General features: G+C 39.6%; 23 protein-coding genes. 10 read left to right on the forward strand and 13 right to left on the reverse strand.

The features are described from left to right. The first annotated feature begins 58 nt into the window (after window positions 1-58). The gene (locus M2419_RS08370) at window positions 59-1264 is read left to right on the forward strand and encodes an FAD-binding oxidoreductase (protein WP_153848530.1); all 1206 of its coding nucleotides are present in this window, start codon (window positions 59-61) and stop codon (window positions 1262-1264) included. On the opposite strand, the gene M2419_RS08375 is transcribed toward M2419_RS08370, so the two are convergent. The 3 genes from M2419_RS08375 to M2419_RS08385 all read right to left on the reverse strand — a co-directional run bounded on the left by M2419_RS08375 (window position 1261) and on the right by M2419_RS08385 (window position 3392). Next, the gene (locus tag M2419_RS08375) at window positions 1261-2235 is read right to left on the reverse strand and encodes a DNA topoisomerase IB (RefSeq protein WP_153848529.1); all 975 of its coding nucleotides are present in this window, start codon (window positions 2233-2235) and stop codon (window positions 1261-1263) included. The two genes, M2419_RS08370 and M2419_RS08375, sit on opposite strands and share 4 nt — an antisense overlap. Before the next feature lie 387 nt (window positions 2236-2622). Beyond that, window positions 2623-2814: a hypothetical protein gene (locus M2419_RS08380; protein ID WP_153848528.1), complete on the reverse strand. Its 192-nt coding sequence runs from the start codon at window positions 2812-2814 to the stop codon at window positions 2623-2625. A 77-nt stretch (window positions 2815-2891) separates the two neighbouring features. Then, entirely contained in the window at window positions 2892-3392 is a 501-nt protein-coding gene (locus tag M2419_RS08385; protein WP_153848527.1) for an RNA polymerase sigma factor, read from the reverse strand. A 402-nt stretch (window positions 3393-3794) separates the two neighbouring features. Here M2419_RS08385 and M2419_RS08390 point away from each other — a divergent pair, with 402 nt between their 5' ends. Further along, on the forward strand, window positions 3795-4046 hold the full coding sequence (locus tag M2419_RS08390) for a hypothetical protein (RefSeq protein ID WP_153848526.1): 252 nt from the start codon (window positions 3795-3797) through the stop codon (window positions 4044-4046). 56 nt (window positions 4047-4102) lie between these two features. Here M2419_RS08390 and M2419_RS08395 read toward each other — a convergent pair whose 3' ends face one another. Next, entirely contained in the window at window positions 4103-4513 is a 411-nt protein-coding gene (locus M2419_RS08395) for a hypothetical protein (protein WP_153848525.1), read from the reverse strand. Window positions 4514-4597: 84 nt separating this feature from the next. On the opposite strand from M2419_RS08395, the gene M2419_RS08400 reads away from it, so the two are divergent. From M2419_RS08400 to M2419_RS08410, 3 genes are all read left to right on the forward strand, one after another. Then, complete coding sequence (locus M2419_RS08400) at window positions 4598-5176, forward strand: hypothetical protein (protein ID WP_075992701.1); 579 nt, start codon at window positions 4598-4600, stop codon at window positions 5174-5176. 181 nt (window positions 5177-5357) lie between these two features. Further along, window positions 5358-5630 carry a hypothetical protein gene (locus tag M2419_RS08405; protein WP_153847372.1) on the forward strand — a complete coding sequence of 91 codons (273 nt, stop codon included), beginning with the start codon at window positions 5358-5360 and terminating at the stop codon, window positions 5628-5630. Window positions 5631-5675: 45 nt separating this feature from the next. Beyond that, window positions 5676-5861, forward strand: coding sequence for a CsbD family protein (locus M2419_RS08410; RefSeq protein ID WP_075992699.1), 186 nt, complete (start codon window positions 5676-5678; stop codon window positions 5859-5861). 85 nt (window positions 5862-5946) lie between these two features. Here M2419_RS08410 and M2419_RS08415 read toward each other — a convergent pair whose 3' ends face one another. The 6 genes from M2419_RS08415 to M2419_RS08440 form a co-directional block, all read right to left on the reverse strand. Continuing rightward, window positions 5947-7758, reverse strand: coding sequence for a glycoside hydrolase family 15 protein (locus tag M2419_RS08415; protein WP_153847371.1), 1812 nt, complete (start codon window positions 7756-7758; stop codon window positions 5947-5949). Further along, window positions 7758-9941, reverse strand: coding sequence for a bifunctional alpha,alpha-trehalose-phosphate synthase (UDP-forming)/trehalose-phosphatase (locus tag M2419_RS08420; protein ID WP_153847370.1), 2184 nt, complete (start codon window positions 9939-9941; stop codon window positions 7758-7760). Before M2419_RS08420 ends, M2419_RS08415 begins: the two co-directional genes overlap by 1 nt. A gap of 213 nt (window positions 9942-10154) precedes the next feature. Continuing rightward, a complete protein-coding gene (locus M2419_RS08425; protein ID WP_153847369.1) occupies window positions 10155-10796 on the reverse strand; it encodes a hypothetical protein in 642 nt (213 codons plus the stop codon). Next, complete coding sequence (locus M2419_RS08430) at window positions 10797-11303, reverse strand: S-ribosylhomocysteine lyase (protein WP_153847368.1); 507 nt, start codon at window positions 11301-11303, stop codon at window positions 10797-10799. Between the two features lie 109 nt (window positions 11304-11412). Then, entirely contained in the window at window positions 11413-11703 is a 291-nt protein-coding gene (locus M2419_RS08435) for an antibiotic biosynthesis monooxygenase (RefSeq protein WP_153847367.1), read from the reverse strand. 116 nt (window positions 11704-11819) lie between these two features. Further along, window positions 11820-12749 (reverse strand): LysR family transcriptional regulator, encoded by a 930-nt coding sequence (locus M2419_RS08440; protein WP_153847366.1) that lies wholly within the window; start codon window positions 12747-12749, stop codon window positions 11820-11822. Between the two features lie 77 nt (window positions 12750-12826). Here M2419_RS08440 and hutH point away from each other — a divergent pair, with 77 nt between their 5' ends. The 4 genes from hutH to hutG are packed head-to-tail and all read left to right on the forward strand — an operon-like array spanning window position 12827 to window position 18668. Further along, complete coding sequence (gene hutH / locus M2419_RS08445; protein WP_227550277.1) at window positions 12827-14386, forward strand: histidine ammonia-lyase; 1560 nt, start codon at window positions 12827-12829, stop codon at window positions 14384-14386. Window positions 14387-14393: 7 nt separating this feature from the next. Then, window positions 14394-15644 (forward strand): imidazolonepropionase, encoded by a 1251-nt coding sequence (hutI, locus tag M2419_RS08450; protein WP_194932910.1) that lies wholly within the window; start codon window positions 14394-14396, stop codon window positions 15642-15644. 4 nt (window positions 15645-15648) lie between these two features. Further along, the gene (locus tag M2419_RS08455; protein WP_153847364.1) at window positions 15649-17667 is read left to right on the forward strand and encodes a urocanate hydratase; all 2019 of its coding nucleotides are present in this window, start codon (window positions 15649-15651) and stop codon (window positions 17665-17667) included. Next, window positions 17664-18668 (forward strand): formimidoylglutamase, encoded by a 1005-nt coding sequence (gene hutG / locus M2419_RS08460; RefSeq protein ID WP_153847363.1) that lies wholly within the window; start codon window positions 17664-17666, stop codon window positions 18666-18668. Before M2419_RS08455 ends, hutG begins: the two co-directional genes overlap by 4 nt. A 90-nt stretch (window positions 18669-18758) precedes the next feature. Here hutG and M2419_RS08465 read toward each other — a convergent pair whose 3' ends face one another. Continuing rightward, window positions 18759-19040: a GNAT family N-acetyltransferase gene (locus M2419_RS08465; RefSeq protein ID WP_153847362.1), complete on the reverse strand. Its 282-nt coding sequence runs from the start codon at window positions 19038-19040 to the stop codon at window positions 18759-18761. 179 nt (window positions 19041-19219) lie between these two features. Here M2419_RS08465 and M2419_RS08470 point away from each other — a divergent pair, with 179 nt between their 5' ends. Further along, on the forward strand, window positions 19220-20680 hold the full coding sequence (locus M2419_RS08470) for an exonuclease domain-containing protein (RefSeq protein WP_194932909.1): 1461 nt from the start codon (window positions 19220-19222) through the stop codon (window positions 20678-20680). Window positions 20681-21238: 558 nt separating this feature from the next. Here M2419_RS08470 and M2419_RS08475 read toward each other — a convergent pair. Both M2419_RS08475 and M2419_RS08480 read right to left on the reverse strand, forming a co-directional pair. Next, complete coding sequence (locus M2419_RS08475; RefSeq protein WP_153847360.1) at window positions 21239-22360, reverse strand: acyltransferase family protein; 1122 nt, start codon at window positions 22358-22360, stop codon at window positions 21239-21241. 68 nt (window positions 22361-22428) lie between these two features. Then, the gene (locus M2419_RS08480; RefSeq protein ID WP_153847359.1) at window positions 22429-23979 is read right to left on the reverse strand and encodes a RagB/SusD family nutrient uptake outer membrane protein; all 1551 of its coding nucleotides are present in this window, start codon (window positions 23977-23979) and stop codon (window positions 22429-22431) included. Between the last annotated feature and the right edge of the window lie 7 nt (window positions 23980-23986).

The raw sequence follows: 23986 nt of genomic DNA on the forward strand, positions 1-23986 counted from the left end.
AACCAAACTATTTCTTTTCAGAAATAGTTATACAAACATTCAATAAGCTTCTATTACAATGGATTTAAAGTCAAATGAACCTTTCTGGTTAATAAAAAACGGTCTTCTAAACAGTTATCCTTCCTTGCAAGATGATCGTAGCTGTGATGTTCTTGTCGTTGGAGGCGGCATTACAGGGGCCCTGATCGCACATCAATGCATAAACGATGGAAAGAAATGTATTCTTATCGACAAGCGTGAAATTGTGAATGGGAGTTCGGCGGCAACAACCTCTATGTTGCAATATGAAATTGATGTGCCTTTGTATAGATTAAAGGAATTAATTGGTGAAGAGGCTGCAGTAGCGAGCTACAGAGCCTGTGGTGAAGCAATTGTCAAATTGGGGAAAATCGCAAAGAAAATCCGGTCCAAAGCTGGTTTTCGAACAAAAAAGTCACTCTACTACGCGGCAAGGAAAAAAGATATCTCCTGGTTGAAGCAAGAGTTTGAAGCCCGACAAGCGGCGGGTTTTGATGTTAAATGGTTAACGGAACAAGATATCAGGGATCGTTATGCTATACATGGCGCTTATGCTGGAATTCTCTCGGCTTTAGGGGCAAGCATAGACGCCTTTTGCTTTACACATGAACTGCTGGCATACAACGTTAGAAAGGGATTATTGATTTTCGACAAAACAGCCTTAGACTCTGTATTATATAAGTCGGGGCATAATCTTGTAACCACTTCGACAGGAGCTAAAATCAAAGCGAAGAAAATTATTTATTGTACAGGATACGAAACGACAAACCTTATTCCTGAAAAATTTGTCGATCTATTGAGTACATTCGCAATCGTGTCAGAAGTCGATAAAGACAATTATGATCGGTATCGCGATCTGCTCATTTGGAATACTACTGAACCCTATCTGTATATGCGTACCACAGATGATCATAGGTTTCTGATTGGGGGAGAAGATGAAGAATTTAAAGACCCCATTAAGCGAGATAGTCTCATTTCAGCGAAATCACTTAAATTGGAAAAGTCATTTAACAAAATTTTTACCGATAGGGTCTTTCACGCAGATTTTGCCTGGGCTGGTACTTTTGGAACAACCAAAGATGGATTGCCCTATATCGGAAAACATGAAAAGTTTAAAAACTCATACTTTGTGTGTGGTTTCGGTGGAAATGGTATCACATTTTCTGTTGCCGCCATGGATATGGCAGCATGCTGGATGAATAACCTAAGCCATCCATTGGACGAATGGTTTAGGTTTGGACGTTAAACAATTGCCTTATCGGTGTGTTTAAGCAGAAAACGGTATAATTTATCCTCTAATTTCGCAAGCGGTAATTTACTTTTTATACTGGGGAATCTTCCCTCCATAAATAAACGTTGTATGGCAGGATGGATATAATAATTCTGTGAAACAGTCTTTGTATTGCCGAGCTGCTCAGCAACATGTTTAATGACCTTGTTTAACTGTCTTTTTCGGGCATTAAGTGCCTCCGCCTGTTTTGTTTGGGCGAGCTGGTAAAAAGCTTCTCGACTGGCTCCCCAAATACGAATGCTTTTACAGCTGATCTGACCCGTAGAATTCTTCCGGAGATACTGATTAAAGGCGGCACCGCAGAACGTGCTTTCGCAGGTAGCACTATCAATCTGAAATATCCTTTTTCCCTTCATTTTTAAAAGTTCTTCCAGAAGCTTAGCTTGTTGCTTATTGGCCCATGACTTTTGCTGAAAAACACCCTTTTTACCTTTATAAGCCAAAGATATCGTATTGTTTTCGATGGTGACGTGCCTTTTTTCCAGTGTACTTAGGCCATATGACTTATTGGTCAGTGTATAGCGCTTATTACCGATACGAATTAATGTGCTGTCCATAATTTTAAAAGCAATTGCACACAATTTGTCCATATCCCAAACCTGATGTTTGAGATGTTTAGTGCTGATCTTTCTTAATTCTTGCAAATATTTACCCATAAAAAGAATATTGCTGAACTTTGCCGCTTGCCGTTGGTCAACGAATTTCGTATGGTAGATATATTGTTTACGCTCTTTTTGATCGAATCCAATAGCTTGCAGATCACTGGTCTTACTTTTGGCAATCCATACATCCTTCCAGTTGGGTGGAATAACCAGTTTCGTAATTCTTTCTAAGATCTTTTTATCAGATACTTCTGTTCCTGATGTATCGAAATATTTAAAAGACTTGCCTATTTTCTTTCTTGTATAACCAGCTTTTACTTTCATATAATAATCTCCAAAGTCAACGTATGCTTAAACCCAAAAATGTTATTTAAATTTCTTATGTGGATGCTTGAGACCATATCAGTTGCCATTTGTTAATCAGCAATTCGATCATGGTTGATCTGTATAAGATCGTTGATCATTCTATGGTCATTTATAAGGTTGGTTTCCATTATATCATGCTGATGAGTGAATTTTTAATCTTTCTTGTAAGAACGGATGAGAGGTCTCTCCGGTTTTCGAAAAAGATAAGATGCGTATAATTCACATATAAAAGGTATTTTCAACAGAATGGGGGATGGACTATCAGATAATTAAAAAGAAAGAGGTAAAAAAAGGCTGCTTTTTTTACAAAAGCAGCCCGCTATAGCTATAATCGTAAATTTTAATCTATTTTGTTTTATTTACAGAAGAAGATTTTTTACCTTTTTCGGTGTCTACTTTAGTTCGATTTTTGTCTAATGTGTTCGGAACTTCCGCTTGTACAATGGTCTTACCATTTCCCTTTCCAATGGGACCGCCACAGATAATCAGCGTAATGACCATATTGTGCTGATTTGTTATTTTAACTTCTGATTTCATATATTTATTATTTAGCGAATTGTCAGTTATCAGGTTAAGTTACTCTAGGTAGATAACCTCAAAAGCTACATTTTGTTTTATTTTAATCTGTAAATTTTAAGCTGTTTTTGAAGCTTTTTTCGCGTCATGTGTATCCTGGTTTTGATTGTTCCTTCGGGCATGCCAAAATAGGTGGCGATCTCATGGTATTTGTATCCTTCAAGGAATAATTGAAATACTTGATAATTTTCTTCGGACAAACTGCACATCGCTTTTTGAATATCATCAGCGATAAACTTGTTGTCACTTTTATTGGATTCTACAGTGTTAGTGCTTTCTAGACCGATGTATGTTTCATGGATGTCGTTTGTACGTTTGGCTTTACGATATTGGTTAATGTAAACATTTTTCATAATAACGTAGAGCCACGACATTAATTTTGGATGACGGATAAAATCATCGATCGATTTCAATGCACGAATAAGCGTCTCTTGAATTAAATCCTCTTTTTCATCGGGATCATTGGTGAATTTTCCCGCAAAATGTTTCAAAAGACTTCTTTTTTCCTCGACTAAAATATTCAAATTGGAATTGCTCATAGTATCGTTTGTTAAATTGATTGATGTTTATTTGATAGGTGGAGGTGCAATTAAAGTGCTACATTTGCGTTTTCAGGTTCATCTAAAACTTGTTTAAACAGGCATAGGGGAAAAATACGTACACATGCGTATTGATCGTTTTGTAGCCTAAACGCTACAAGAATACACAATTGAAAGCGTCCCGATAAAAATAGGTGGCCGATTAGGGGCCGGTCAATTGGGTATTTGTTCCATTAAAAAATGTCTTTATTACGGGTATCCTTCTGTATTTAGTGGAATATGGGAACTGTCTATTTTTTTAAGCAGAAGTTTAAATGATTGTTTTTTATCAGTTTTTATTAAACTAATAAGTTCTGAATGTGGTTCTTAAGAAAAAGGTTGATCACAAAAACAAAATAGAATATGAAAAAGAGCAAGAAATTCACGGTAGTTTTGGGAACGTTATTATTTTGCAGCACACTATTCTTTGCGTGCCAAAATCCAAACAAAAATCCAGCAGAGGGAAGTGGTCAGGCGGACAATATCGCTCCGAGCGCCGCCGATGAAACAAGATACAATTTAAGCGAGCAACAAAAAATGAGCATGCAGAAGGATACCAGTTTGGCAGACACGCTTAGGAAGGATAGTATCAATGCGATACAATCTAAACCTTAAAGGAGCACTTAGAAAAGGTCACTCGTACCTCTTCGTTATATCCACAAAAAACTCCCTTAGTTGTGGGAGTTTTTTTTGTCCTTTTCTTTTTGTTCTGAATCAGTATCATAAATATCTTCTTCTGAATGATCTGGTTTCTCTTTATGTTGATCCTCTTCTGTATTAATCTTTTCTTTAGTGGTACGGTCGCGTTGTTCTTCTTCACTTGGATCAGGGCCAGCCATACTTTTTGGAGAATTTAGTTTGAGATTGACCGCATCTCGATCCGAACCCTTGGATGGTCTACAAATAGGCTTAAGATCGTAGCTGTCCGGTTCGTTTTCCATTGGGGCTATTTCGTACAAGAATGGGGAGCTTTCTTGGGAATAATCTGAAATAGTATCGCCAAATTGAATTGCTGTATTCATAGTCTTTTTAATAGGAACATGAGCCAAATCTGATTGGTTCTCTTTTTTAAAAAATGACACCAAGATATATTTTAAGAATAAATTTAAAACTTTTCATTTGTCGATCTTGTTATTAAACTAAAGTAATTAGATAATAGAGATACTATGAGAAAATTGACACTTCTTTTATTAATAACAGCAGGAATTGGGTATCAGGCCCATGCTCAGAAAATTGAAACCACACCACAGATGTCATCGGATGTCGGAATTGAACCTATTCGACAAGGAAATTGGATGGTCGGTGGATCGATCGGTAATCTTGGCTATAGTTTTGAAGGAAAATCATTTAATGTAGCACTTCAACCACGAGCTGGTTATTTCGTGTCCGATGGATTGGCTATTGGTGCACAGGCAAATCTTGGTCTGGCTACTCAAAAAGATGCTGATAACGAATGGACCTATGGTGTAGCGCCATTTGTGCGTTATTACTTTCCAAATGCGGGATCAAGTACAGGTCGGTTTTTTGGACAGGGAGATATTGGCATTTCAGGAAGTTCTAGGGGCAAAGATGTCGCGCTGGCGGTAGGAGCCAATGTTGGATATGCACATTTTATCACACGAACTGTTGCTTTAGAAGCTACCTTTGGCTACAATTATAGCAAGGCTAATATTAATACAGGCAGCGGTGCGAGTGGTTTAGGCGTTGGCGTAGGTTTTCAAATCTATTTACCAGGTAAACGCTAACAAAAAATAGCAATAGCAATCTTTAACAGCATGTTTCCAATTGATCAATTGGAAACATTTTTTTTGGACGTCACCGTATAATTACTTGCTCTTGTGTATGAAAGACCTATTCTTTTCAAAATGACAAAAATTAGAAAACATTTGAAGCAACGTAGCTGTTTTTCTAATAAAAGGAGCTGAAATGATGACAGGGACAAAAAATATTGGTTTGGTACTCAAAGATAAAATGGGTAAATGGTCTTCTTATAACATTCCATTACTCAAAGAGTGCCGTCTGAACAATAAGCTTGTGAAGAGTAATGAGCTGGAAGGTATTTTTGTCATAGGAAGTTTGGCAACGGGACTATACATATTTTCATTGTATAAAAACCGTTTTATAGACTTGATGGGCAAGCGAATTGGGATAGAGGAAATCTGTGAACATTTTGATAGCTATAAACAGACATTGATATAAGTATATAAGTACACACATTTCATTTTTTTAAAACAAGGAGCATTTATGAGTAATTTAACATGGAAAGGCCGTTGGAACGAGCTGAAAGGTAAAGTGAAACAGCAATATGCAGATTTAACCGATGATGATCTGTTATATGCAGAGGGAAAGGAAGATGAGTTGTTGGGTAAATTGCAACAAAAGACCGGAAAAACCAAAGAAGAGGTAGAAAACTGGCTGGATAAATTGTAATATTTTATCAAGGCCATTTAATTGGCAATTATACGTGTAAAAAATGTGCGATCAATTTATTTTGATCGCACATTTTGTTTTTATGTCAATGAAAAATTGGTTTATCTAATTTTATAGCAAGACGATAAACGGCATTCATCAATCCAACGTGACTGTAGGCTTGTGGGAAATTGCCCCATTGGCTGCCATTGTCCTCGGTAACATCCTCACTGAACAGCCCCACGTGATTGCTGTAGGTTAGCAAGCGTTCCAGGATCTCTTTCGCTTCCTCAACACGCCCGACACAGGCTAGCGCTTCCACGTACCAAAATGCACAGACTAAGAAAGTGGATTTGGGTCTGCCGAAGTCATCTTGATGCTTATATCGATAGAAAAGTCCATTTTCACCTTTTAATTCCTTTTCCAGCATTTCGAGATGATGAAGGGCGCGTTCCGATTTTGGGTCAAGGTAATCCATGACAATGAGCTGCAAGGTACTTGCATCTAAATTCCGGCTATTAATAGCATTCTGATAGACTTTTCGCTCTTCGTCATAACAGGCCTCGATGTAAGCTTCTGCTTTTTTTAAGAGGACATTCGCGCGATCCTCCATATCTTGATAACCATTTTGACGCGCAATCAACAGGGCCGCCTTACATCCGACCCATTGAAAAAGATTGGAATAACAATGGTGGTTGGCAAAATTTCTAAACTCCCAGATGCCGGCATCTTTTTCCTCTATAGTAGCCTCAATCTTTTCGAGAATGAAATTTACCCAGCCTAACACATTCTTGTTTTCATGAATTTTAAAACGCTGGTCAGTGAAAAGAGGTAACAACGCAATCATTGCCTGACCATATACATCATTTTGAATATGTTCAAAAGCCTGATTGCCAATCCGTACTGGACCGTTATCCTGATAGCCTTTTAGGTAAGGTAAGATCTGTTCTGTCAGCTCGGTGGTACCAAGGATACCGTATAAAGGTTGAAGTCTTCCAGGGTTGCGATGCGTTATGCCGGCAATATAATTTGCAAAGCTTTCCATTTCTTCAAATTGACCGATGTGCGTCAATGCTGTTAGGACATAATAACTATCACGTACCCAACAATAACGGTAGTCCCAGTTTCTTCCCGAGCCTGGATATTCGGGAAGACTAGTTGTTGATGCGGCGATAATTGCTCCGGTATCCTCATATTGATGAAGTTTCAGTACCAGAGCCGATCGGATAACTTCTGTTTGATAAATGTTGGGGATACTACATCTTTTAATCCATCGCTGCCAATAACTGAGCGTCTTATGGAGGAAATCCTCACAGGTGCTCACAATGGCCGATTCGAAAGCTGCATCATACGTCAGTATAAGGTATTTATTTTCACTGATAATGGTCCAGCTTTCCTCTTGGAAGAAATGTGAAATAGGCAGATCAGTAGTAAGTCGAATCCGTTCTCCGACCTGATCGTTGCTATAAAGAATATGGTTACTGCCACGGGTAGGCTTAAGTGCCAATCGGCCGTAGTCAGCAGTCGGCTGACATCTGATGTTGACGCTAGGGGCCCCATGCAGTGGTTCGATCTTTCGTATTAGCATCAAGGGTTTAAAATACCGCCCGAATTGTTCAAAACGTGGTGCAAAATCTGTAATACGATAGGCATAGGATTCCGTATGGATTTCCGTGCAGAGCACATTGGAATTTTTGATGTAATATTGCTTGGTTTCCACAACTGCTTCCTCTGAACTGATCTTGAAAGTTCCACCTTGATTTTTATCGATCATACTGCCGAATACAAAGCTATCTTCGAACGATGGCCAGCACAACCATGATATGTTTGTGTCAATGCCAACATGCGCTATGTAGGAACAATTTCCAATGATTCCAGATTGGTAGATATGTCTGTTTTCTGTTGTATTTTCGTTCATTATTTTACGATAAGTTGATTTAAAAATTGAAGAACATCTTCTTGTTCATCTAAATAATATTTTGCTGCAGATTTGTTGCTTCCTACCTTAATACTTATGGTCGATTGCGGTAAATACTTGAATAGATCCTCGTCGGTAATGTCGTCGCCAATAGCCAACATGAAATCTGCTTTTATATGTCCTGCGATTTCCAATGCCGCCTTACCTTTATTAACTTCTGTATTTTTGACCTCAATAACAGCATTTCCGTCCAATAGTTGTAATCCATAGTCGTTGAGCATTGGGTTTAAGGTCTCCTTTAGCTCGGTTGCTTTAAGTTCGCCTAAGCCCAGTTCTACTTTTCTATAATGCCAAGCTAACGAGTAGGGCTTGACCTCAATGTAAGCACCCGGAGTTTGATCGGCCAGTTTCTCCATCAGCTTTTTTACTTCAGGCATCCAGTGGAGGGCCAATCCTTTTTTATACGACCAGTTGAAATTTGGGAAATTTGACCAAATACCATGTTCGGCAACTAAATAGTACGATCGACCGTCAAACCAAGACGATAGGCTCTCTTGTGATCGGCCGCTTATGATGACCAATGTATTGAGTGGATCAGAAATGATATTATCCAAAAGGTTATACAGCAAGGTCGTCGGAGTTGCTTTTTGGGCATGATTCTGGAATTTGACCAAGGTACCATCATAGTCCAGAAAAAAGAGTCTATTGCTACTTTTGCTATACCTTTCTGAAATACTATTCAATACCTTATCTGAGATTCGCCTTGCCCATTCGTCACGTTGTATGGCTTTGGTCTCAGCCAAACGATTGGTAAAGAGCTGCACCCAATGCTGTACATTAAACTTCTGTATAATCTGAATATTGGCATCGGTACGTTCCTGAATTTCTTCGGGCGGCATTTTAAGCGCTTGGTAAATACTGTCTGCCGTTTCTGTACGATTATAGGGGTTAATAATCAAGGCATCAACGAGTTCCTTGGAGGCGCCTGCAAACTCACTTAAAATCAATACCCCCTTTGATAAAGTCTTACTGGCGATGTATTCTTTACTTACAAGATTCATCCCATCTCGCGTAGATGTAATCATACAGATATCGGATGCAACATATAATCCAACCAGCTCTTCGAATGGAAGCGATTTATAAAAATATAGTACCGGCGTCCAGCTTAGATTGCCATAAATGGAATTGATTTCACTCACCTTCCGGTTAATCTCATCTTTCAGTTTTTTGTATTGCGATACCTTATCCCTGGAGGGCACGATAAGCATATATAGCACAACTTTTGTATGCCATTCGGGGTATTTTTCAAGGAAAGTGAGGAATGCACGTAATCGCTCTAATATCCCTTTGCTATAATCGAGCCTATCGACAGCTATAATAATCTTTTGATCGGGAAAATGGCTCCGGAATTGACTTGCAATGGACTGGATTTTAGGCTGACTGCTGACTTCGACGAATTTATCAAAATCAATACCCATCGGAAAGGATTCTATAAATATATGACGGTCTTTGTACTTGAGCTGGTTATGTCCAGACGATACATGCAGTATTTTTTTGCAGGCATTTAGAAAGTTCTGACTATCGGCGAAAGTATGAAATCCGATAAGATCTGCTCCCAGTAAACCTTCAACCAATTCTTTACGTTGCGGAATGTTCATAAAGAGTTCTTCCGAAGGAAAGGGGATATGGTGAAAATAACCTATGTTGAGCTCTTGGTTTTCTAAACGCAACAGTTGAGGGAGTAGCATAAGCTGATAATCATGGACCCAAATAAAATCGGATGGCTCATCGATAGAAAGCGCAGCCTCGCAGAATTTCTTATTTACCATGACATAGGTAGACCAATATTCGCGGTCAAAATGAATGTAGCTCGGCTGATAGTGGCAAATAGGCCAGAGGACCTCATTGGAATAACCTTCGTAGAAATTGCGTATTTCATCTTTGGATAAGAAAACAGGAAGTAAGTTCATCGGTTTGAGAAGCTCGACAATCTTTTCTTTTTCCTCTTCATCTTTGGGAACAATTCCCGGCCAGCCAACCCAAAGTATTTCATCCGTATCAAAGGCGGAATTTAAACCGGTTGCCAGTCCGCCCGCACTCGGCTTGATGATTAATTTTTCTTTTTTTCGCTCTATTTGTATCGGCAGTCTATTTGAAATTATTATTTTCTTCTTTTTCTTCATAAGAATATTAGATCGATTTATTTGCAGTGTGGAAGAGTTATATTGACTATAACGATGGGCTTGTAATCCACTTATCTGAACAACCTCGGGAGAGAATAGTTTGAATAAATTCAAATTAGAAAGACAATAGGGAAGCTGTTGAAGAAAGAACGCGGTAATTTGCAAAAAAAAGACCTCTATTTCTACAGGTCTTTTTTTTGCTATTTCATTAGATTACGATATGCTGACCGCAGCAGCTTTTTCGTTATCCAGCTTTTTCATAAATTGATCGAGGATGTCACCTAATCTCCCTGAAATTTCTCCTAAAATACTTTCCCAATCTTTAACTGTACCATCACAGTTGTCTGAAACAATTTTAATACTATGAAAGGTGAGATTTTTTTGAAAACAGAAATTCGCTAGGGCATAAGATTCCATATCAAATGCCAAAGGGTTAAAATGTTTGATATCCTGATAAAAAGCAGTATTTACATTGATAAAACGATCCGATGTCAAAAGTGCATCTTCGTAGCGAAATTCATCAAGTGATATGGATTCCAATACGCCTTGACCTTTAAAAAACAGGGTGTTTTCCAGGAAAAATCCATCCGTATAAGCATCCCCTTGTGCATAGTATGCCGGATAAAGGACATGGCCTATCGGATGCCTTGTACAGCCTACCGTGCCAACATTGAGAAGAACAGGACTGATTCCTAATGCTTTGATGTCTTCGTAAAGCGTAGCTACGGACAGGAGCGCATTTACTTTACCTACACCAATTTCGTATACAAAAGTCGATTCACTTGTCGAATTAAAAGATAGCTCATTTTTATTTGCTACCAAGATAATCGTTTCAATATCTTTATTCAGGATCATTTAATTTTCTTCGATATATGGATACTCAAATGCCAATTCTTCGGCAGTAATTAGATTTAAGAAGTTAACACAAGCCTGTTTTGAGGTGGGAAAATCCATGAATGTGTAATTTCCGCAGCTAATCGGGTTTTGGAAAGGTACTTCGTATCCTTCTGTAAGAACAGTCTCTAATACTTCTTTCATCAATTCCGCCACATTCTGAGGAGTTTTCGCTGTTCCAGCCAATACCACATAAAATCCCGTGCAACAGCCCATTGGTCCAACATAAATAACCTCATCACCTAAGATGGTTCTAATTTCTGTTGCAAAACAATGCTCTAATGTATGCATGACTTCAGGTGATAGCATACGCTCCGGAGAATTCGGTCTGATCATGCGAATGTCGTAAGTTGTATAACTTTCAACATTGCTGTTATTGGTTGTAGAAGCTTTAGCGTAGATCCCTTGTTTTAATTTGGTATGATCTACCGTAAAACTATTTACTTTTGCTTTTTCTTTTGTGTACATCTTGTTCTGTTCAAAGCTATAACGCTTGTGACGTTATAGGGGTTAAAAGTTGAATATCAAAAATTTCTACAAAGATACTAGATTATTGTAGAAAAGGACGACAAAACTACTATTTTAACACTTCATAATGTTCGACTGTTGGAAATGGATCGTAGTAATGATGTAAAAGTTTCTCCCATTCCTTAAATAATGCCGACTCCCTGAAACCAATGGTATGGTCTTCTAAAGTTTCCCATTCAACCAACAGAATGTACTGGTTGTTTTTTTCAATACATTTACGTAAAGAATGCGTTATATAGCCTTTACTCGCACTAATATATTGGCAAGCTGTTTTATAATCTCTTTCAAAATTGGATTGTTGTCCTTCAATAATTTGCAATACAGCTACTTCTAAAATCATAATTTGTTTTTTTATTAAGTTTAGTAAATACCTCAAACTTAGAAAATTTGTTTCTGATATGCAATACAAGAACAAGCTTATCCGAACAATTTATTTGGCATTCTTTTAATAAGGACTTATGCCTTATTATCCCGCTTTGACGTATTATATCCGTTTTTTACTTGTGAAGTGATGATCTGGGTGACCAATGGAATACCCGGATTACGATTGTGGGCATTCCAAACTAAGGAGAGCGTTGTTCGTTGTGGTAAATTGTTCAATTCAAGGAAAGTGACATCAACATGGTAGCCGTTCTTTAAAGATGAAGGAACAATGGCAACACCCAGTCCCTGAGCAACCATATTGAAAATGGTCAAAGCATTCACTGTGCGTAAAGTAACTTTGGGGATAAACTTATGATCACTAAAAATACTCATGACGAGATCATAATAAGAGTGGCTATAGTTTTTGGAAAATAAGATAAATGATTCATTTTTGAACGCATCAAGACTTGGTTGCGGTGACTTCAATAGGGGATGATCGTTGGGTAAAACGAGGCTAAAATGCTCTGTATGTATAGGCAGACTACATAATCCAGGTGGCGTTTCGGAAAGACGAACAAACCCTAAGTCAAGTTCTTTTTTCTCCAGCAGATCCAGCTGGGTTTCATTCGCTAGTTCGTGAAGTGATAACTCGATATCCGGCTGCTGCTGTTTTAAATTGACAAGTAGTTCCGGCAGGATTGTTTGAACAGCCGACCCGATAAACCCCAGCTTTAAGGTGCTTATTTTACCATTGGCAAAACTTTGAAGTTGAGTTTCAATCTGATCCAAGTGCCGAAATAGTTCTTTCACCTCCTGAAAGAGATATATCCCCGCTTCAGTCATTTGAACATTTCGTTTATTACGCTCAAAAAGTGTTACGCCATAAGATTCCTCCAGTTGCTTAATTTGCCTGCTCAAGCCTGGCTGCGCAATAAACAATTTTTCGGCAGCCCTTCTAAAATGCAGTTCTTCTGCCAATACTTTAAAATACAGTAAATGTCTTAGCTCTATTTGATAATTCATGGTTATCAATTGATGATAAAAATGGTATTTCTAATTATCAAATATAGCAAGTACATTTGAGTAAAGCAGTTATGATAATGGAAAAATTTTTATATGGCAGTGGGCAGCTAACATGCTCCACAGCTTTAGCGATAACAAAAGGAACGGTTACCGGGGAGATTTCCACCGAAGTCAGGGATAAGATCGAGCAAAGCGCCAGTTATGTCAGGAAAATAGTTGAGCGCGGTGAGGTTGTCTATGGGATCAATACAGGTTTTGGTCCATTGTGCACCACACTTATTGATGCAAGTCAAACGCAGCTATTACAGGAAAATATTCTAAAAAGCCATGCTGTCGGTATGGGAGAACCTATAGCCAATGATTTGGCCAAATTGATGCTTATTCTTAAAGTTCACGCGCTTTCTAAAGGATTTTCAGGAGTTCAGTATGCGACGATTGAGCGGATTATTTGGCATATTGAAAATGATGTCATTCCTGTGGTTCCTAAACAAGGTTCTGTCGGCGCATCGGGTGATTTGGCCCCATTGTCACATTTATTTTTACCATTGATTGGCTTAGGAAAAGTTAACGTAGAAGGGGGGATTTTGGAGACAGCTGCTGTTTTGGAAAAACACGGTATGGCACCGGTTCAGTTGGGCGCAAAAGAGGGGCTGGCTTTAATCAATGGAACCCAATTTATGGCTGCACATGGTGTGATGGCTGTTGCCGAGTTAAATCGTGTACTTCAGAACGCCGATATTATTGCTGCCTTAATGATTGAAGGCTTAAATGGTTCAATAAAACCATTTTTTACAGAATTACATCAATTACGCCCGCACCTAGGAAACCGCTATGTTGCTGCAAGCATTTTTAACATGCTTCATGGCTCGGCTATTTTGGAAAGCCACAAAGACTGTTCTCGTGTACAAGATCCTTATTCGCTGCGCTGTATCCCTCAGGTCCATGGAGCATCACGCAATGCTTGGTTTCATTTGAAGGATACCATAGAAATCGAAATAAACGCAGTGACCGACAATCCTGTGATTATTAATGATGAACTAACCATTAGTGGCGGTAGCTTTCACGGACAGTCAATCGCTTTGCCTTTGGATTATGCCACACTGGCCGCATCGGAAATTGGCAATATTTCGGACCGAAGGGTCTATTTGTCTTTAGAAGGTCAAACCAACGGTGTCCCAAAATTGTTAATGAAGTCAACCGGTCTCAATTCAGGATTTATGATCTTACAATATAGCACGGCCGCGATTGCAAGTGAGAATAAAGGACTTTGTTTTCCTGCAAGTGCAGATAGTATTCCTACCTCTTTAGGCCAGGAAGATCATGTCAGTATGGGATCTATTGCCGGCCGAAAATTACTGCAGGTCATTGACAATGTCGATAAAATACTAAGTATTGAACTGTTATGTGCTGCACAGGCCAAGGATTACCATCAGCCATTAAAATCGACTGCAGCATTGGAAGCTATCCATGCAAGAATTCGCCAGTCCATTCCGCATATTGAATCCGATCAACCGATGGAAGAGCTGCTGACGGAGGCACTAAGCCTCGTAAAATCAGGCGAACTGATCACATTGCATCGTCAATATGCTACAGGTGAGATTGAAGCGGATTTGAAACAAAGGTTTGAAATGTTTTAAACGAAGAATGATGGAAAAAGAGCTGAAATTAGTTGGACCTTTTAGGCAGATATTAACGATGTCAAATATGCCCGTAAATGGGGCACTCGACGATAAACAATTGGCTATTATTAAAGAAGGAGGTATTTTAATAGCAGGTAACAATATATTGGAAGTGGGGGATTTTGAGCAACTACAACTGCAATGGGGAAAGGAGGCAGCACTTGTACCTGTAGAAGGAGATCAGGTCGTTCTGCCAGGCTTTATTGATTGCCATACACATATTGCTTTTGCCGGTAATCGAGCGAATGATTTCGCCCTTCGAAATGCAGGCTCAAGCTACCTGGAGATTGCAGCGGCAGGAGGTGGGATCTGGAGCACCGTTTCCCATACGCGGGATTGTAACGCAGAAGAATTGATTGATCTCACTATCCAGCGCGCAAATTTTCTATTAAGGCAAGGAATCACAACAATTGAAGTTAAAAGTGGTTACGGTCTCAATGTTAAAGAAGAACTTAAGATATTACGGGTCATTCAGGAATCGGATCGTCGTACGGCATCAGACCTTATTCCAACTTGTTTGGCGGCACATATGCTCCCACGGGACTTCGACGGATCCGCAAAAGATTATCTTCATCTGATCACAACAGATCTTTTTCCCCTATTGAAATCAGAAGGGCTGTCGAATCGGATTGACGCATTTATCGAAAAAACGGCTTTTCAGGGGGAAGACATTGTGGCCTATTTACGAAAAGCAAAAGAAATGGGTTTTGATCTGACTATTCATGCCGATCAGTTTACCACTTCGGGAAGTCAGATTGCTGTAGAACTCGGTGCTCAATCTGCGGATCATCTTGAAGCATCAACTGCGGCTGAAATAGAACTTATCGCACACTCAGCTACTGTTGCTGTAGCGCTGCCTGCCGCCTCTATCGGCCTTGGATGTGGTTTTACACCTGCTAGAAAGTTGTTGGATGCAGGTGCATGTTTGGCAATAGGAAGTGACTGGAATCCGGGTTCCGCGCCCATGGGACAGTTACTGACGAGTGCGAGTATTTTGGCAACAGCAGAAAAGTTGACGAATGCTGAGCTGCTTGCGGCACTAACCTACCGTGCTGCAAAAGCCTTAAACCTGTCGGATCGCGGCGTGTTGACCAAGGGCATGAAAGCAGACTTTAGTTTATTTAAAACAGATAATTATCAAGATATTACTTACTACCAAGGAAGCTTGCAGCCTACAGCAGTATGGAAAAATGGTCAGGAAGTATTCTCAATATAACAACATGGAAGATACATTTAAGAGCGAGGTTGCGGAAGGTATTCCAACCGTATTACCTCCAAAAGTAGAACGAGATCATACAATAAGTCATGCCCCCAGACGAAAGGATATTCTCACCAAGTCGGAAGAGAAGCTGGCTCTACGGAATGCATTACGTTATTTTCCCAAACAATGGCATACGGTTTTAGCACCTGAATTTTTAGCGGAGCTTCGTAGTTATGGCCGAATCTACATGTACCGCTTTAGACCCCAATATGCAATGCACGCTCGACCGATAGATGATTATCCAGCAGCCAGTAAGCAGGCGGCAGCTATTATGTTGATGATTCAGAACAACCTTGATCCAGCCGTAGCACAACATCCCCATGAACTGATTACCTATGGTGGTAATGGAGCTGTTTTCCAAAATTGGGCTCAATATCGCCTCACCATGCAGTATCTTTCGCAGATGACAGATGAACAAACGTTACATCTTTACAGTGGTCATCCAATGGGTCTTTTCCCTTCCTCACAACATGCACCTCGTGTTGTTGTAACCAATGGCATGATGATTCCAAACTATTCGAAACCGGATGACTGGGAACGTTTTAACGCTTTAGGTGTTACGCAATATGGGCAGATGACAGCAGGTTCCTATATGTATATTGGTCCGCAGGGTATTGTGCATGGCACCACAATTACTGTTATGAACGCTTTCCGAAAACATTTAACGGTAGACGATACAATTCAAGGCAAGGTATTTTTGACTTCTGGTTTAGGCGGTATGAGTGGCGCGCAGCCCAAAGCAGGTAATATTGCCGGCTGTATCACCGTATGCGCTGAAATAAATCCCGTTGCGGCAAGAAAGCGGCATGAACAGGGTTGGGTAGACCGATTGGTAGAAAACATCGATGAACTCGTTGAACAAGTACAGTTGGCGATGGATCAAAAGGAAACAATTTCCTTCGCCTATATCGGTAATATTGTCGAAGTGTGGGAAGCCTTTGATCGCAAAAATATCCACATCACGGTAGGATCTGATCAGACATCATTACATAATCCTTGGTCTGGAGGCTATTATCCGATGGGGCTGACCTTTGCAGAATCCAATGCGTTGTTAGCGACCGATCCTGACCGGTTTAAGCGATGTGTACAAGAAAGCTTGGTACGACATGTCGATGCCATCAATAAGCATGTAGCTAAAGGAACCTATTTCTTTGATTACGGTAACGCGTTTCTGTTGGAGAGCAGCCGTGCAGGTGCAGCGGTATGGAATGATAAAAAGGATCAGTTCCGCTACCCATCTTATGTACAGGATATTCTTGGCCCAATGTGTTTTGACTATGGTTTTGGACCCTTTCGCTGGGTTTGTACGTCTGGAAAGGCTTTGGATCTTCAAAAATCAGACGAAATAGCCATGACAGTTTTAGAAGAGCTCCGAAAAGAAGCTCCCGTGGAGATTCAGCAGCAGATGCAAGATAATATTCAATGGATTAAAGAAGCCGGTAAAAATAGACTTGTAGTAGGCTCCCAGGCGCGTATTCTTTATGCAGATTCAAATGGACGTATTGCCATAGCAAAGGCTTTTAATGAAGCCGTAAAAAGTGGCTTATTTGAAGCACCTATTGTTTTGGGAAGAGACCATCATGATGTGAGCGGTACCGATTCACCTTATCGGGAGACTAGTAATATCTACGACGGCAGTCAATTTACAGCAGATATGGCTATTCATAACGTCATTGGCGACAGTTTCCGGGGGGCTACTTGGGTATCTATTCACAATGGCGGTGGAGTCGGTTGGGGTGAAGTCATCAACGGTGGCTTCGGTCTACTGCTAGATGGCTCTGCAGAAGCAGCTTTTAAATTGGAAAAGATGCTGTATTTTGATGTAAATAATGGGATTGCTAGGCGCGCTTGGGCTAGAAATAAGGAAGCTAATCAGGCGTTAGATCGTGCAATGGAGAGAAATACCACATTGCAAGTTACCCGCGCGCAACTTGTAGATGACGATATTATCGAACAATTATTTGATCTGAGCGAATGAACTTATTGTTGAATAATTCGGAAATATATAACAAAGGAGACCAAGCGGTCTGGAAGGGGCGTATCGATGGCCAGGATCGTGAATGGATGCGTTGGCATCAATTAATGGATTGTGTTGATCTTCTCGAGCAGCCCGATTTAAGGCAGTCCATTGCTTTTCTCGGATTCTGTAGCGATGAGGGGGTTGCACGCAATCAAGGTCGTGTAGGCGCCAAAGATGGACCGACAGCACTCCGGAATGTATTAACAAACCTTCCTGTACATTTTTCTGATAAACTAAAACTTAAAGACTGCGGTGATATACTTATAAAAGACAGTGATTTAGAATTATCTCAGCAGGGGCTAGGGGCTGCCTTAAATTGTATTCTCGAGCAAGAAGGATTTCCAGTCGTCTTAGGTGGTGGCCATGAAGTAACTTATGGCCATTATTTGGGTGTTAAAAAATTTCTAAAGAGTCGTAATCAAAGTCTTGGCATTATTAATTTGGATGCCCATTTAGACATCCGTCCATTGCAGGATGGCAAAGGGAATTCTGGAACGGGATTCTATCAAATCGAGCAGGATCAGTCTAAAGCAGATTTGCTATTTCATTACTTAGCAATTGGTATTCAAGAAATTAGTAATACCAAAGGATTGCTCACCTATGCCAAAGAGAAGGATGTGCAGATTATTGAAAGAGAGAGTTTGGTCATTGAAAAACTTGATCTGATCCGGGAGCAAATTGTTAGTTTTTCCAAATTAGTGGATTATGTGTATTTGACGGTTGATCTTGATGCTTTCGCTGCAGCCTATGCACCGGGAGTAAGTGCATTGGCATTTAACGGTATAGTCCCTGATCATTTGTTTTTTACGATCTACGATATGCTACTGGATCTGCCTAATCTAAAATCTGTCGATTTTGCAGAATTCAATCCACATTTCGATATTGATTCCAGAACGGCCAAACTAACGGCTGATCTCATTTTTAAGTTGATAAACAAATTAGCAATCAAACTTGATTAGCAATTGCCCATTAGCTAAACAGGGGGCAAAAAAAGATGGTTACATTGCTACTACAGCAATATAACCATCTTTTTTCACATTGGCGGGGTCCTAAAAAAGCACATCGGCTAATGCTGGGTCCTTATCAAAAACTGATTTTGCAAAAGGACATAAAGGCATAATTTTTAAATTTTCTTTACGTGCATAGGTCACTGCTGCCATCAATAATTGTTTGCCTAGCCCTTTTCCTGCGTATTCGGAACTTACTTCCGTATGGTCTATAATGAATTTTGTAGGGCCAGCCCAGGTATAGGTCATTTGTGCCACTGACTTTTCCTGATCGATAACCTCAAAGCTACCGTGTTTATCGTTATTTTTTTGTGTTACTTCCATGAGCATGAATTTAATTAAGAAAAGCCAAAATAAACAAAATCCAGCAATATATAATATGAACAGTCATTTAGAAAAACAGCTATTTTTATCAGTTAGATTGCATAATTGGCTTCCGTGTTTTGTAAAATTGCGGTGATTCTTTTGAATAGCTAATATTTTTAGTATGTTTGCTTTGCGTTATGAGTGTAAATCAAAGCAAAAGACAAGAATTTGCCATTGTGGACATAGAGACTACGGGTGGCAATGCAAAATCGAGCAGGATCACAGAGGTTGCCATTGTTATTCATGATGGTAATCAGGTTTTGGAACGTTGGGAGACCTTGGTTAATCCAGGGAAAGAAATTCCGAATTCGATTTTTGCGCTTACGGGCATAGACAATGACATGGTGAAGGACGCTCCGTTATTTGATCAGGTAGCCGAGCAGATTTATGAAATGCTCAAAGACCGTATTTTTGTTGCACATAATGTAAATTTTGACTATTCATTCATTCGATTTCAACTTCAGGAATCGGGCTTCGAGTGGTCGGCGATTAAATTGTGTACAGTACGCTATGCGCGAAAAATAAAACCGGGATTATTGTCCTATAGTTTGGGGCGCCTATGTGATTATTTAGATATCCCGATTGAAAATAGGCACCGTGCGGGTGGCGACGCCGATGCAACAGCCATTCTCTTTGCTTATTTGAAAGTGCTAGATACCGAACAGGTATTTCAGGATATGATTAAACATAAAGCGCTAGATCAACGTTTTCCACCGCATTTAAATCCCTTGGAGTATGAACAATTGCCCAACGAGGCTGGAGTCTATTATTTTCATGACAAAGCTGGAAAAGTAATTTATGTTGGCAAAGCCGTCAATATAAAAAAAAGAGTATTGTCTCATTTTACAGGGAATAATATTCAAGCGCAAAGGCAACATTTCTTAAAAGAAATTCATCATATAAGTTATGAGTGCTGCGGGACAGAGCTGATGTCATTGTTGTTGGAATGTGCGGAAATCAAAAAGTTCTGGCCAAAATATAATAGAGCACTTAAACGGTATGAGCCTAAATTCGGTTTGTTCTCTTATGAGGATCAAAATGGCTATCTCCATCTGGCTATTGGGAAGACAACAAGGGGACAGGAATGTATTCAGCTGTTTCAGCGTGAATATGACGCTATTCAGTTGTTGCAAAGCTTTATTCAGCATGACGCTATTAATCCGCAATTTTGTCAGTTTGGGCACGCCAGTTTGTCTACGAAAGCTTTAAAGAAGACCGAATTACCCGATCGAGACCTACACAATACACGGGTGGAACGTTGTATCGAGGATTGGCTCAAACAGCAGCCATCCTTTGTATTGATCGATAAAGGACGTAATTCCGAGGAAAAAAGCTGTATTGTCATTGAAAATGGTGTTTTTTATGGAATGGGATATATTGATCAATACAGCCAGTATAACGGGTTTGAAGATATAAAAGGACAAGTAAAAAGATATCAGAGCAATCACTACATGATGGAGTTGGTCAAAATGGCAGCAGAAAGACATCCCGCTAAAATACATTTCTTAACAAAATCAAAGATTTTACCTGATGTTGCGACAGAACCTGATTTCTCTTATGAAAAATCGGCTCCGAATAGTCTCTTTAATTTCTTTTAACAGTATATTTTCAGTTCTTATTTTGGAAATGTCTTCCGTTTGGTCATTTCAATCTCAGTAATCTGTTAAAGAAATGTGAAATAGCAATTTTCGCGCGATTTTGGTCCAATAGTTGAAATATTCTTTGTGTAGAATATTAAAAAGACTTTTCATAATTTAGGTTAATAATTGGTTAGTTAAAACCTGGGGCTCCCAACCTCAGGTTTTCTTTTTTTAATATTTCCGGACAAGAATTTTACACTAAGTATTACTTTTATTTCGATTATTCAACATAAAATAACGTTTTTTTTAATTTAAACATGTGTTTCAATTTACTGTTTTTCAATTGATTAGTTTTTGTCCCCCCTTTGTCCCCCTAAGTTTTTTCTCTGTATAGTTAGTTTGAGCTATTTTAGTGTCAGCATACTGTAATAGCGGAATTAGTAAAACAAAGATGGGGCGTTTTCTAAAAGTAGCTGCGGTATATCTTATCCATATCTTTATATATAAAAAGGGCCTTGGCCCTTTTTTTTATCCCTATTATTCAGATTGCTTATTTTAATCCAAAGGTACGTTGACCTAGATTTTGATATAGATCTTTTTCTTCCGTAGGCAATATGCGATCAACCAATTCAAAGCGACAAATAGCAGCGCAAATAGGGCGGAGGATAATCGTTGGTTTTGCCAGCTATCAAACAGGAAATGGTAGCTCAAGTTCCAAAGATTTTGATGCGTATCCCCGATAAGAATAAAAGAAAAAATAGTAGGGATTAATCCGCTAAGACAATAGATAAATAGTGTATTCTTGCCGAAATCGTCAAGGACAGTGTAAATTTTCCCTCTGATGTTTTGAAATTCGATAAGATAGATTAATATACCGAGAAAAGAGAGTGCAATTCCAGTGCTGAATACGGCGTAGCTGCTGGTCCAGATCTTCTTATTAATAGGAAAAACAAATGACCATAGATAGCCTATCAGGATAAAGGACAGACCTACGATAAATAAGTTCATCAGCTCCCTTTTTCCTGTTAGTTTTTGAATAATGTACTTTCCGGTAATATACCCGAATATCGTTTGACTGATGGCCGGTAATACGCTCCAGATATCCTCTGGATCAAACGCTGTTCCCTCGCCGTGATAGAGATGGGATGCACCAAAGATTCGGATATCCAGTGCCGTTCCAAACCAACCCTCCAAACTATAAGGATCCGATGGATTACTATAGTAGCAAATCAACCAATAGAACAAGAGAAATGCCACACCGATGATAATTGTGCCTTTATCTTTAAAATAATATATTAACATGGCGCAACTGAAATAACAGATAGCGATACGTTGCAATACGCCGAAATACCTGTACTTGGCAAATGGAATCCATTCCAGCTTGTGAAGGCTATTCCATTCAACAAAAGGAAAAACATTTAAAAAGATGCCCAGCATAAAAAGGATGCCCGTTCTTTTCGCAACTTTTTGCCAATAGGCTGATGGAGCCTGTTGATCGCTATTTTTTAAAGAAAATGCCATGGAGTTTCCAACAGCAAATAAGAAAAATGGAAATATAAGATCTGTAAACGTACATCCATGCCAGATGGAGTGTTCAAGTTGAGGAAATACATGATGATAGTTGCCGGGATTATTGACGAGAATCATAGCCGCGAGTGTAAACCCACGGAAAATATCCAGTGATTTAAAACGAGTCATAATAAAGTATATTAGTAAAAAAGGCTGTTCAAGGAATTAATCCTTTGAACAGCCTATGCTTGGTCTAATTAATAGCCTGGATTTTGAGTCAGGCTCGGATTTGCCTGCAGTTCCAATAATGGTATTGGAAGGAGCAGGCTATTTTGGTTAAAATTATACTTAATCAGCGTAGGGTTGCTCTGTTTGCCGTTATCGCATGTAAATTTTATTTCATTTAGTTTATTCATTACATCTACCGTGACACCATAACGATTTAAATCATCCCAACGTTGACCTTCGAAAGCAAGTTCCAATCGGCGCTCGTTGAGAATGATGGCCTTTAGTGAACTGGAGCTGACACCGGATAAATCTGACAGCCCTGCGCGATGACGTATGACATTAATGGTGTTTATCGCACCAGAAGTATTTCCCAAGGCGTTTTGAGCCTCTGCTTTAAGCAGAATGATGTCCGCAAGCCGCAAAAGGTAAAAATGATCGCCACTTTGGAAGCTGTTGGCATGTTTTTGCTTTACATTAAATGGGATTTCTGTATCGGCATCTCCACAAGGGTTCCAGAACTCATCTGCCCAAGGGACAGAGAAAAACCAGATGTTGGCATTCTTTCGTTCAGTGTCGCCAGCGTTGTCATAAGCTTCGACTAGATCTTTCGAAGGTGTGCCATACCGGCGCCATTCGTTTTCGTTGATTTGGCCATTTTCATCAAGATCCGGGAAAAAGAATGCGCCACCCCAACAGCTTAGATTGGGACTGCCGGCGATGTAGGGAATCTCTATGATAGATTCACTGTTATAGTTATGTTTACCGTCAAAAAGATCCGCATAGTTTTGAAGGAGCTGATAGCCACCTTTTCCAGTAATCACTGCATCGGCGTATTGCAAGACCTTATTGTAATCTCGATCAGGGCGTTGTGCCCATATCTTGGTCAGCAAGGCATTTGCAGCACCTTTTGTAGCTCTAACCTTGTCAATAGAGGCTTGTCCAAATCCATCGGGAAGATTGTTTGCGGCCACCTGTAGATCCGAATCTATAAAATCATAAACCTCCTCTACAGTTGATCGCTTGATGCGTAATACTTCGGCATCAGTACTGTTGGAGTGTTTTTCCAAGGGGACACCACCGTAAAGTTTGACCAATTGATAATAATGGAAGGCTCTTAAAAATGAAGCTTCTCCAAGAATTTGTTTGCGTCTTTCATCCGAAAAGGTAGGATCTGTGACTTTATCAACATTGTCGATAACGATATTGCATTTTGAGATTGCTCCATACAGTTCTTCCCAATCCCTGCGTACCATTTCATTGGTATTGGTAATGGTATTATAGTCAATTTGTGCAAAATCTATTTCGCCACCACCGGCAGCATGCGCATTGTCCGAACGGATATCGGTCTGTAAAATCATTTCCCATTGATAATAATTGGCATTGCTTCCTGGGCGAGTACCATTGCCTATAAAAGAATTATAGGCCCCGTTTAATGCTTTCTCAATATTGTCTCCGGTGAGATAGGCATTTTCACTCGTTACCGTGGAGGTAGGCTGAAGATCTAAAAACTTTTTGCAGGAATTTAGAGCAAGAGAAGCCAATAAGGCGATGGCTAATGACGTATATCTATTTGATTTCATTGTTTGT

This window comes from Sphingobacterium sp. BIGb0116 (assembly GCF_024808035.1).
Classification (GTDB): Bacteria; Bacteroidota; Bacteroidia; order Sphingobacteriales; family Sphingobacteriaceae; genus Sphingobacterium; species Sphingobacterium paramultivorum.

What these genes read in the sequence shown, in the direction of transcription:
- M2419_RS08480 (WP_153847359.1), bottom strand. Translation starts at nt 23,979, where the DNA reads ATGAAATCAAATAGATATACGTCATTAGCCATCGCCTTATTGGCTTCT.
- hutH (WP_227550277.1), top strand. Translation starts at nt 12,827, where the DNA reads ATGGAAAAATTTTTATATGGCAGTGGGCAGCTAACATGCTCCACAGCT.
- M2419_RS08440 (WP_153847366.1), bottom strand. Translation starts at nt 12,749, where the DNA reads ATGAATTATCAAATAGAGCTAAGACATTTACTGTATTTTAAAGTATTG.
- M2419_RS08410 (WP_075992699.1), top strand. Translation starts at nt 5,676, where the DNA reads ATGAGTAATTTAACATGGAAAGGCCGTTGGAACGAGCTGAAAGGTAAA.
- M2419_RS08380 (WP_153848528.1), bottom strand. Translation starts at nt 2,814, where the DNA reads ATGAAATCAGAAGTTAAAATAACAAATCAGCACAATATGGTCATTACG.
- M2419_RS08400 (WP_075992701.1), top strand. Translation starts at nt 4,598, where the DNA reads ATGAGAAAATTGACACTTCTTTTATTAATAACAGCAGGAATTGGGTAT.
- M2419_RS08430 (WP_153847368.1), bottom strand. Translation starts at nt 11,303, where the DNA reads ATGTACACAAAAGAAAAAGCAAAAGTAAATAGTTTTACGGTAGATCAT.
- M2419_RS08425 (WP_153847369.1), bottom strand. Translation starts at nt 10,796, where the DNA reads ATGATCCTGAATAAAGATATTGAAACGATTATCTTGGTAGCAAATAAA.
- M2419_RS08370 (WP_153848530.1), top strand. Translation starts at nt 59, where the DNA reads ATGGATTTAAAGTCAAATGAACCTTTCTGGTTAATAAAAAACGGTCTT.
- M2419_RS08470 (WP_194932909.1), top strand. Translation starts at nt 19,220, where the DNA reads ATGAGTGTAAATCAAAGCAAAAGACAAGAATTTGCCATTGTGGACATA.
- M2419_RS08475 (WP_153847360.1), bottom strand. Translation starts at nt 22,360, where the DNA reads ATGACTCGTTTTAAATCACTGGATATTTTCCGTGGGTTTACACTCGCG.
- M2419_RS08415 (WP_153847371.1), bottom strand. Translation starts at nt 7,758, where the DNA reads ATGAACGAAAATACAACAGAAAACAGACATATCTACCAATCTGGAATC.
- M2419_RS08390 (WP_153848526.1), top strand. Translation starts at nt 3,795, where the DNA reads ATGAAAAAGAGCAAGAAATTCACGGTAGTTTTGGGAACGTTATTATTT.
- hutG (WP_153847363.1), top strand. Translation starts at nt 17,664, where the DNA reads ATGAACTTATTGTTGAATAATTCGGAAATATATAACAAAGGAGACCAA.
- M2419_RS08385 (WP_153848527.1), bottom strand. Translation starts at nt 3,392, where the DNA reads ATGAGCAATTCCAATTTGAATATTTTAGTCGAGGAAAAAAGAAGTCTT.
- M2419_RS08405 (WP_153847372.1), top strand. Translation starts at nt 5,358, where the DNA reads ATGATGACAGGGACAAAAAATATTGGTTTGGTACTCAAAGATAAAATG.
- M2419_RS08435 (WP_153847367.1), bottom strand. Translation starts at nt 11,703, where the DNA reads ATGATTTTAGAAGTAGCTGTATTGCAAATTATTGAAGGACAACAATCC.
- M2419_RS08465 (WP_153847362.1), bottom strand. Translation starts at nt 19,040, where the DNA reads ATGGAAGTAACACAAAAAAATAACGATAAACACGGTAGCTTTGAGGTT.
- M2419_RS08420 (WP_153847370.1), bottom strand. Translation starts at nt 9,941, where the DNA reads ATGAAGAAAAAGAAGAAAATAATAATTTCAAATAGACTGCCGATACAA.
- hutI (WP_194932910.1), top strand. Translation starts at nt 14,394, where the DNA reads ATGATGGAAAAAGAGCTGAAATTAGTTGGACCTTTTAGGCAGATATTA.
- M2419_RS08375 (WP_153848529.1), bottom strand. Translation starts at nt 2,235, where the DNA reads ATGAAAGTAAAAGCTGGTTATACAAGAAAGAAAATAGGCAAGTCTTTT.
- M2419_RS08455 (WP_153847364.1), top strand. Translation starts at nt 15,649, where the DNA reads ATGGAAGATACATTTAAGAGCGAGGTTGCGGAAGGTATTCCAACCGTA.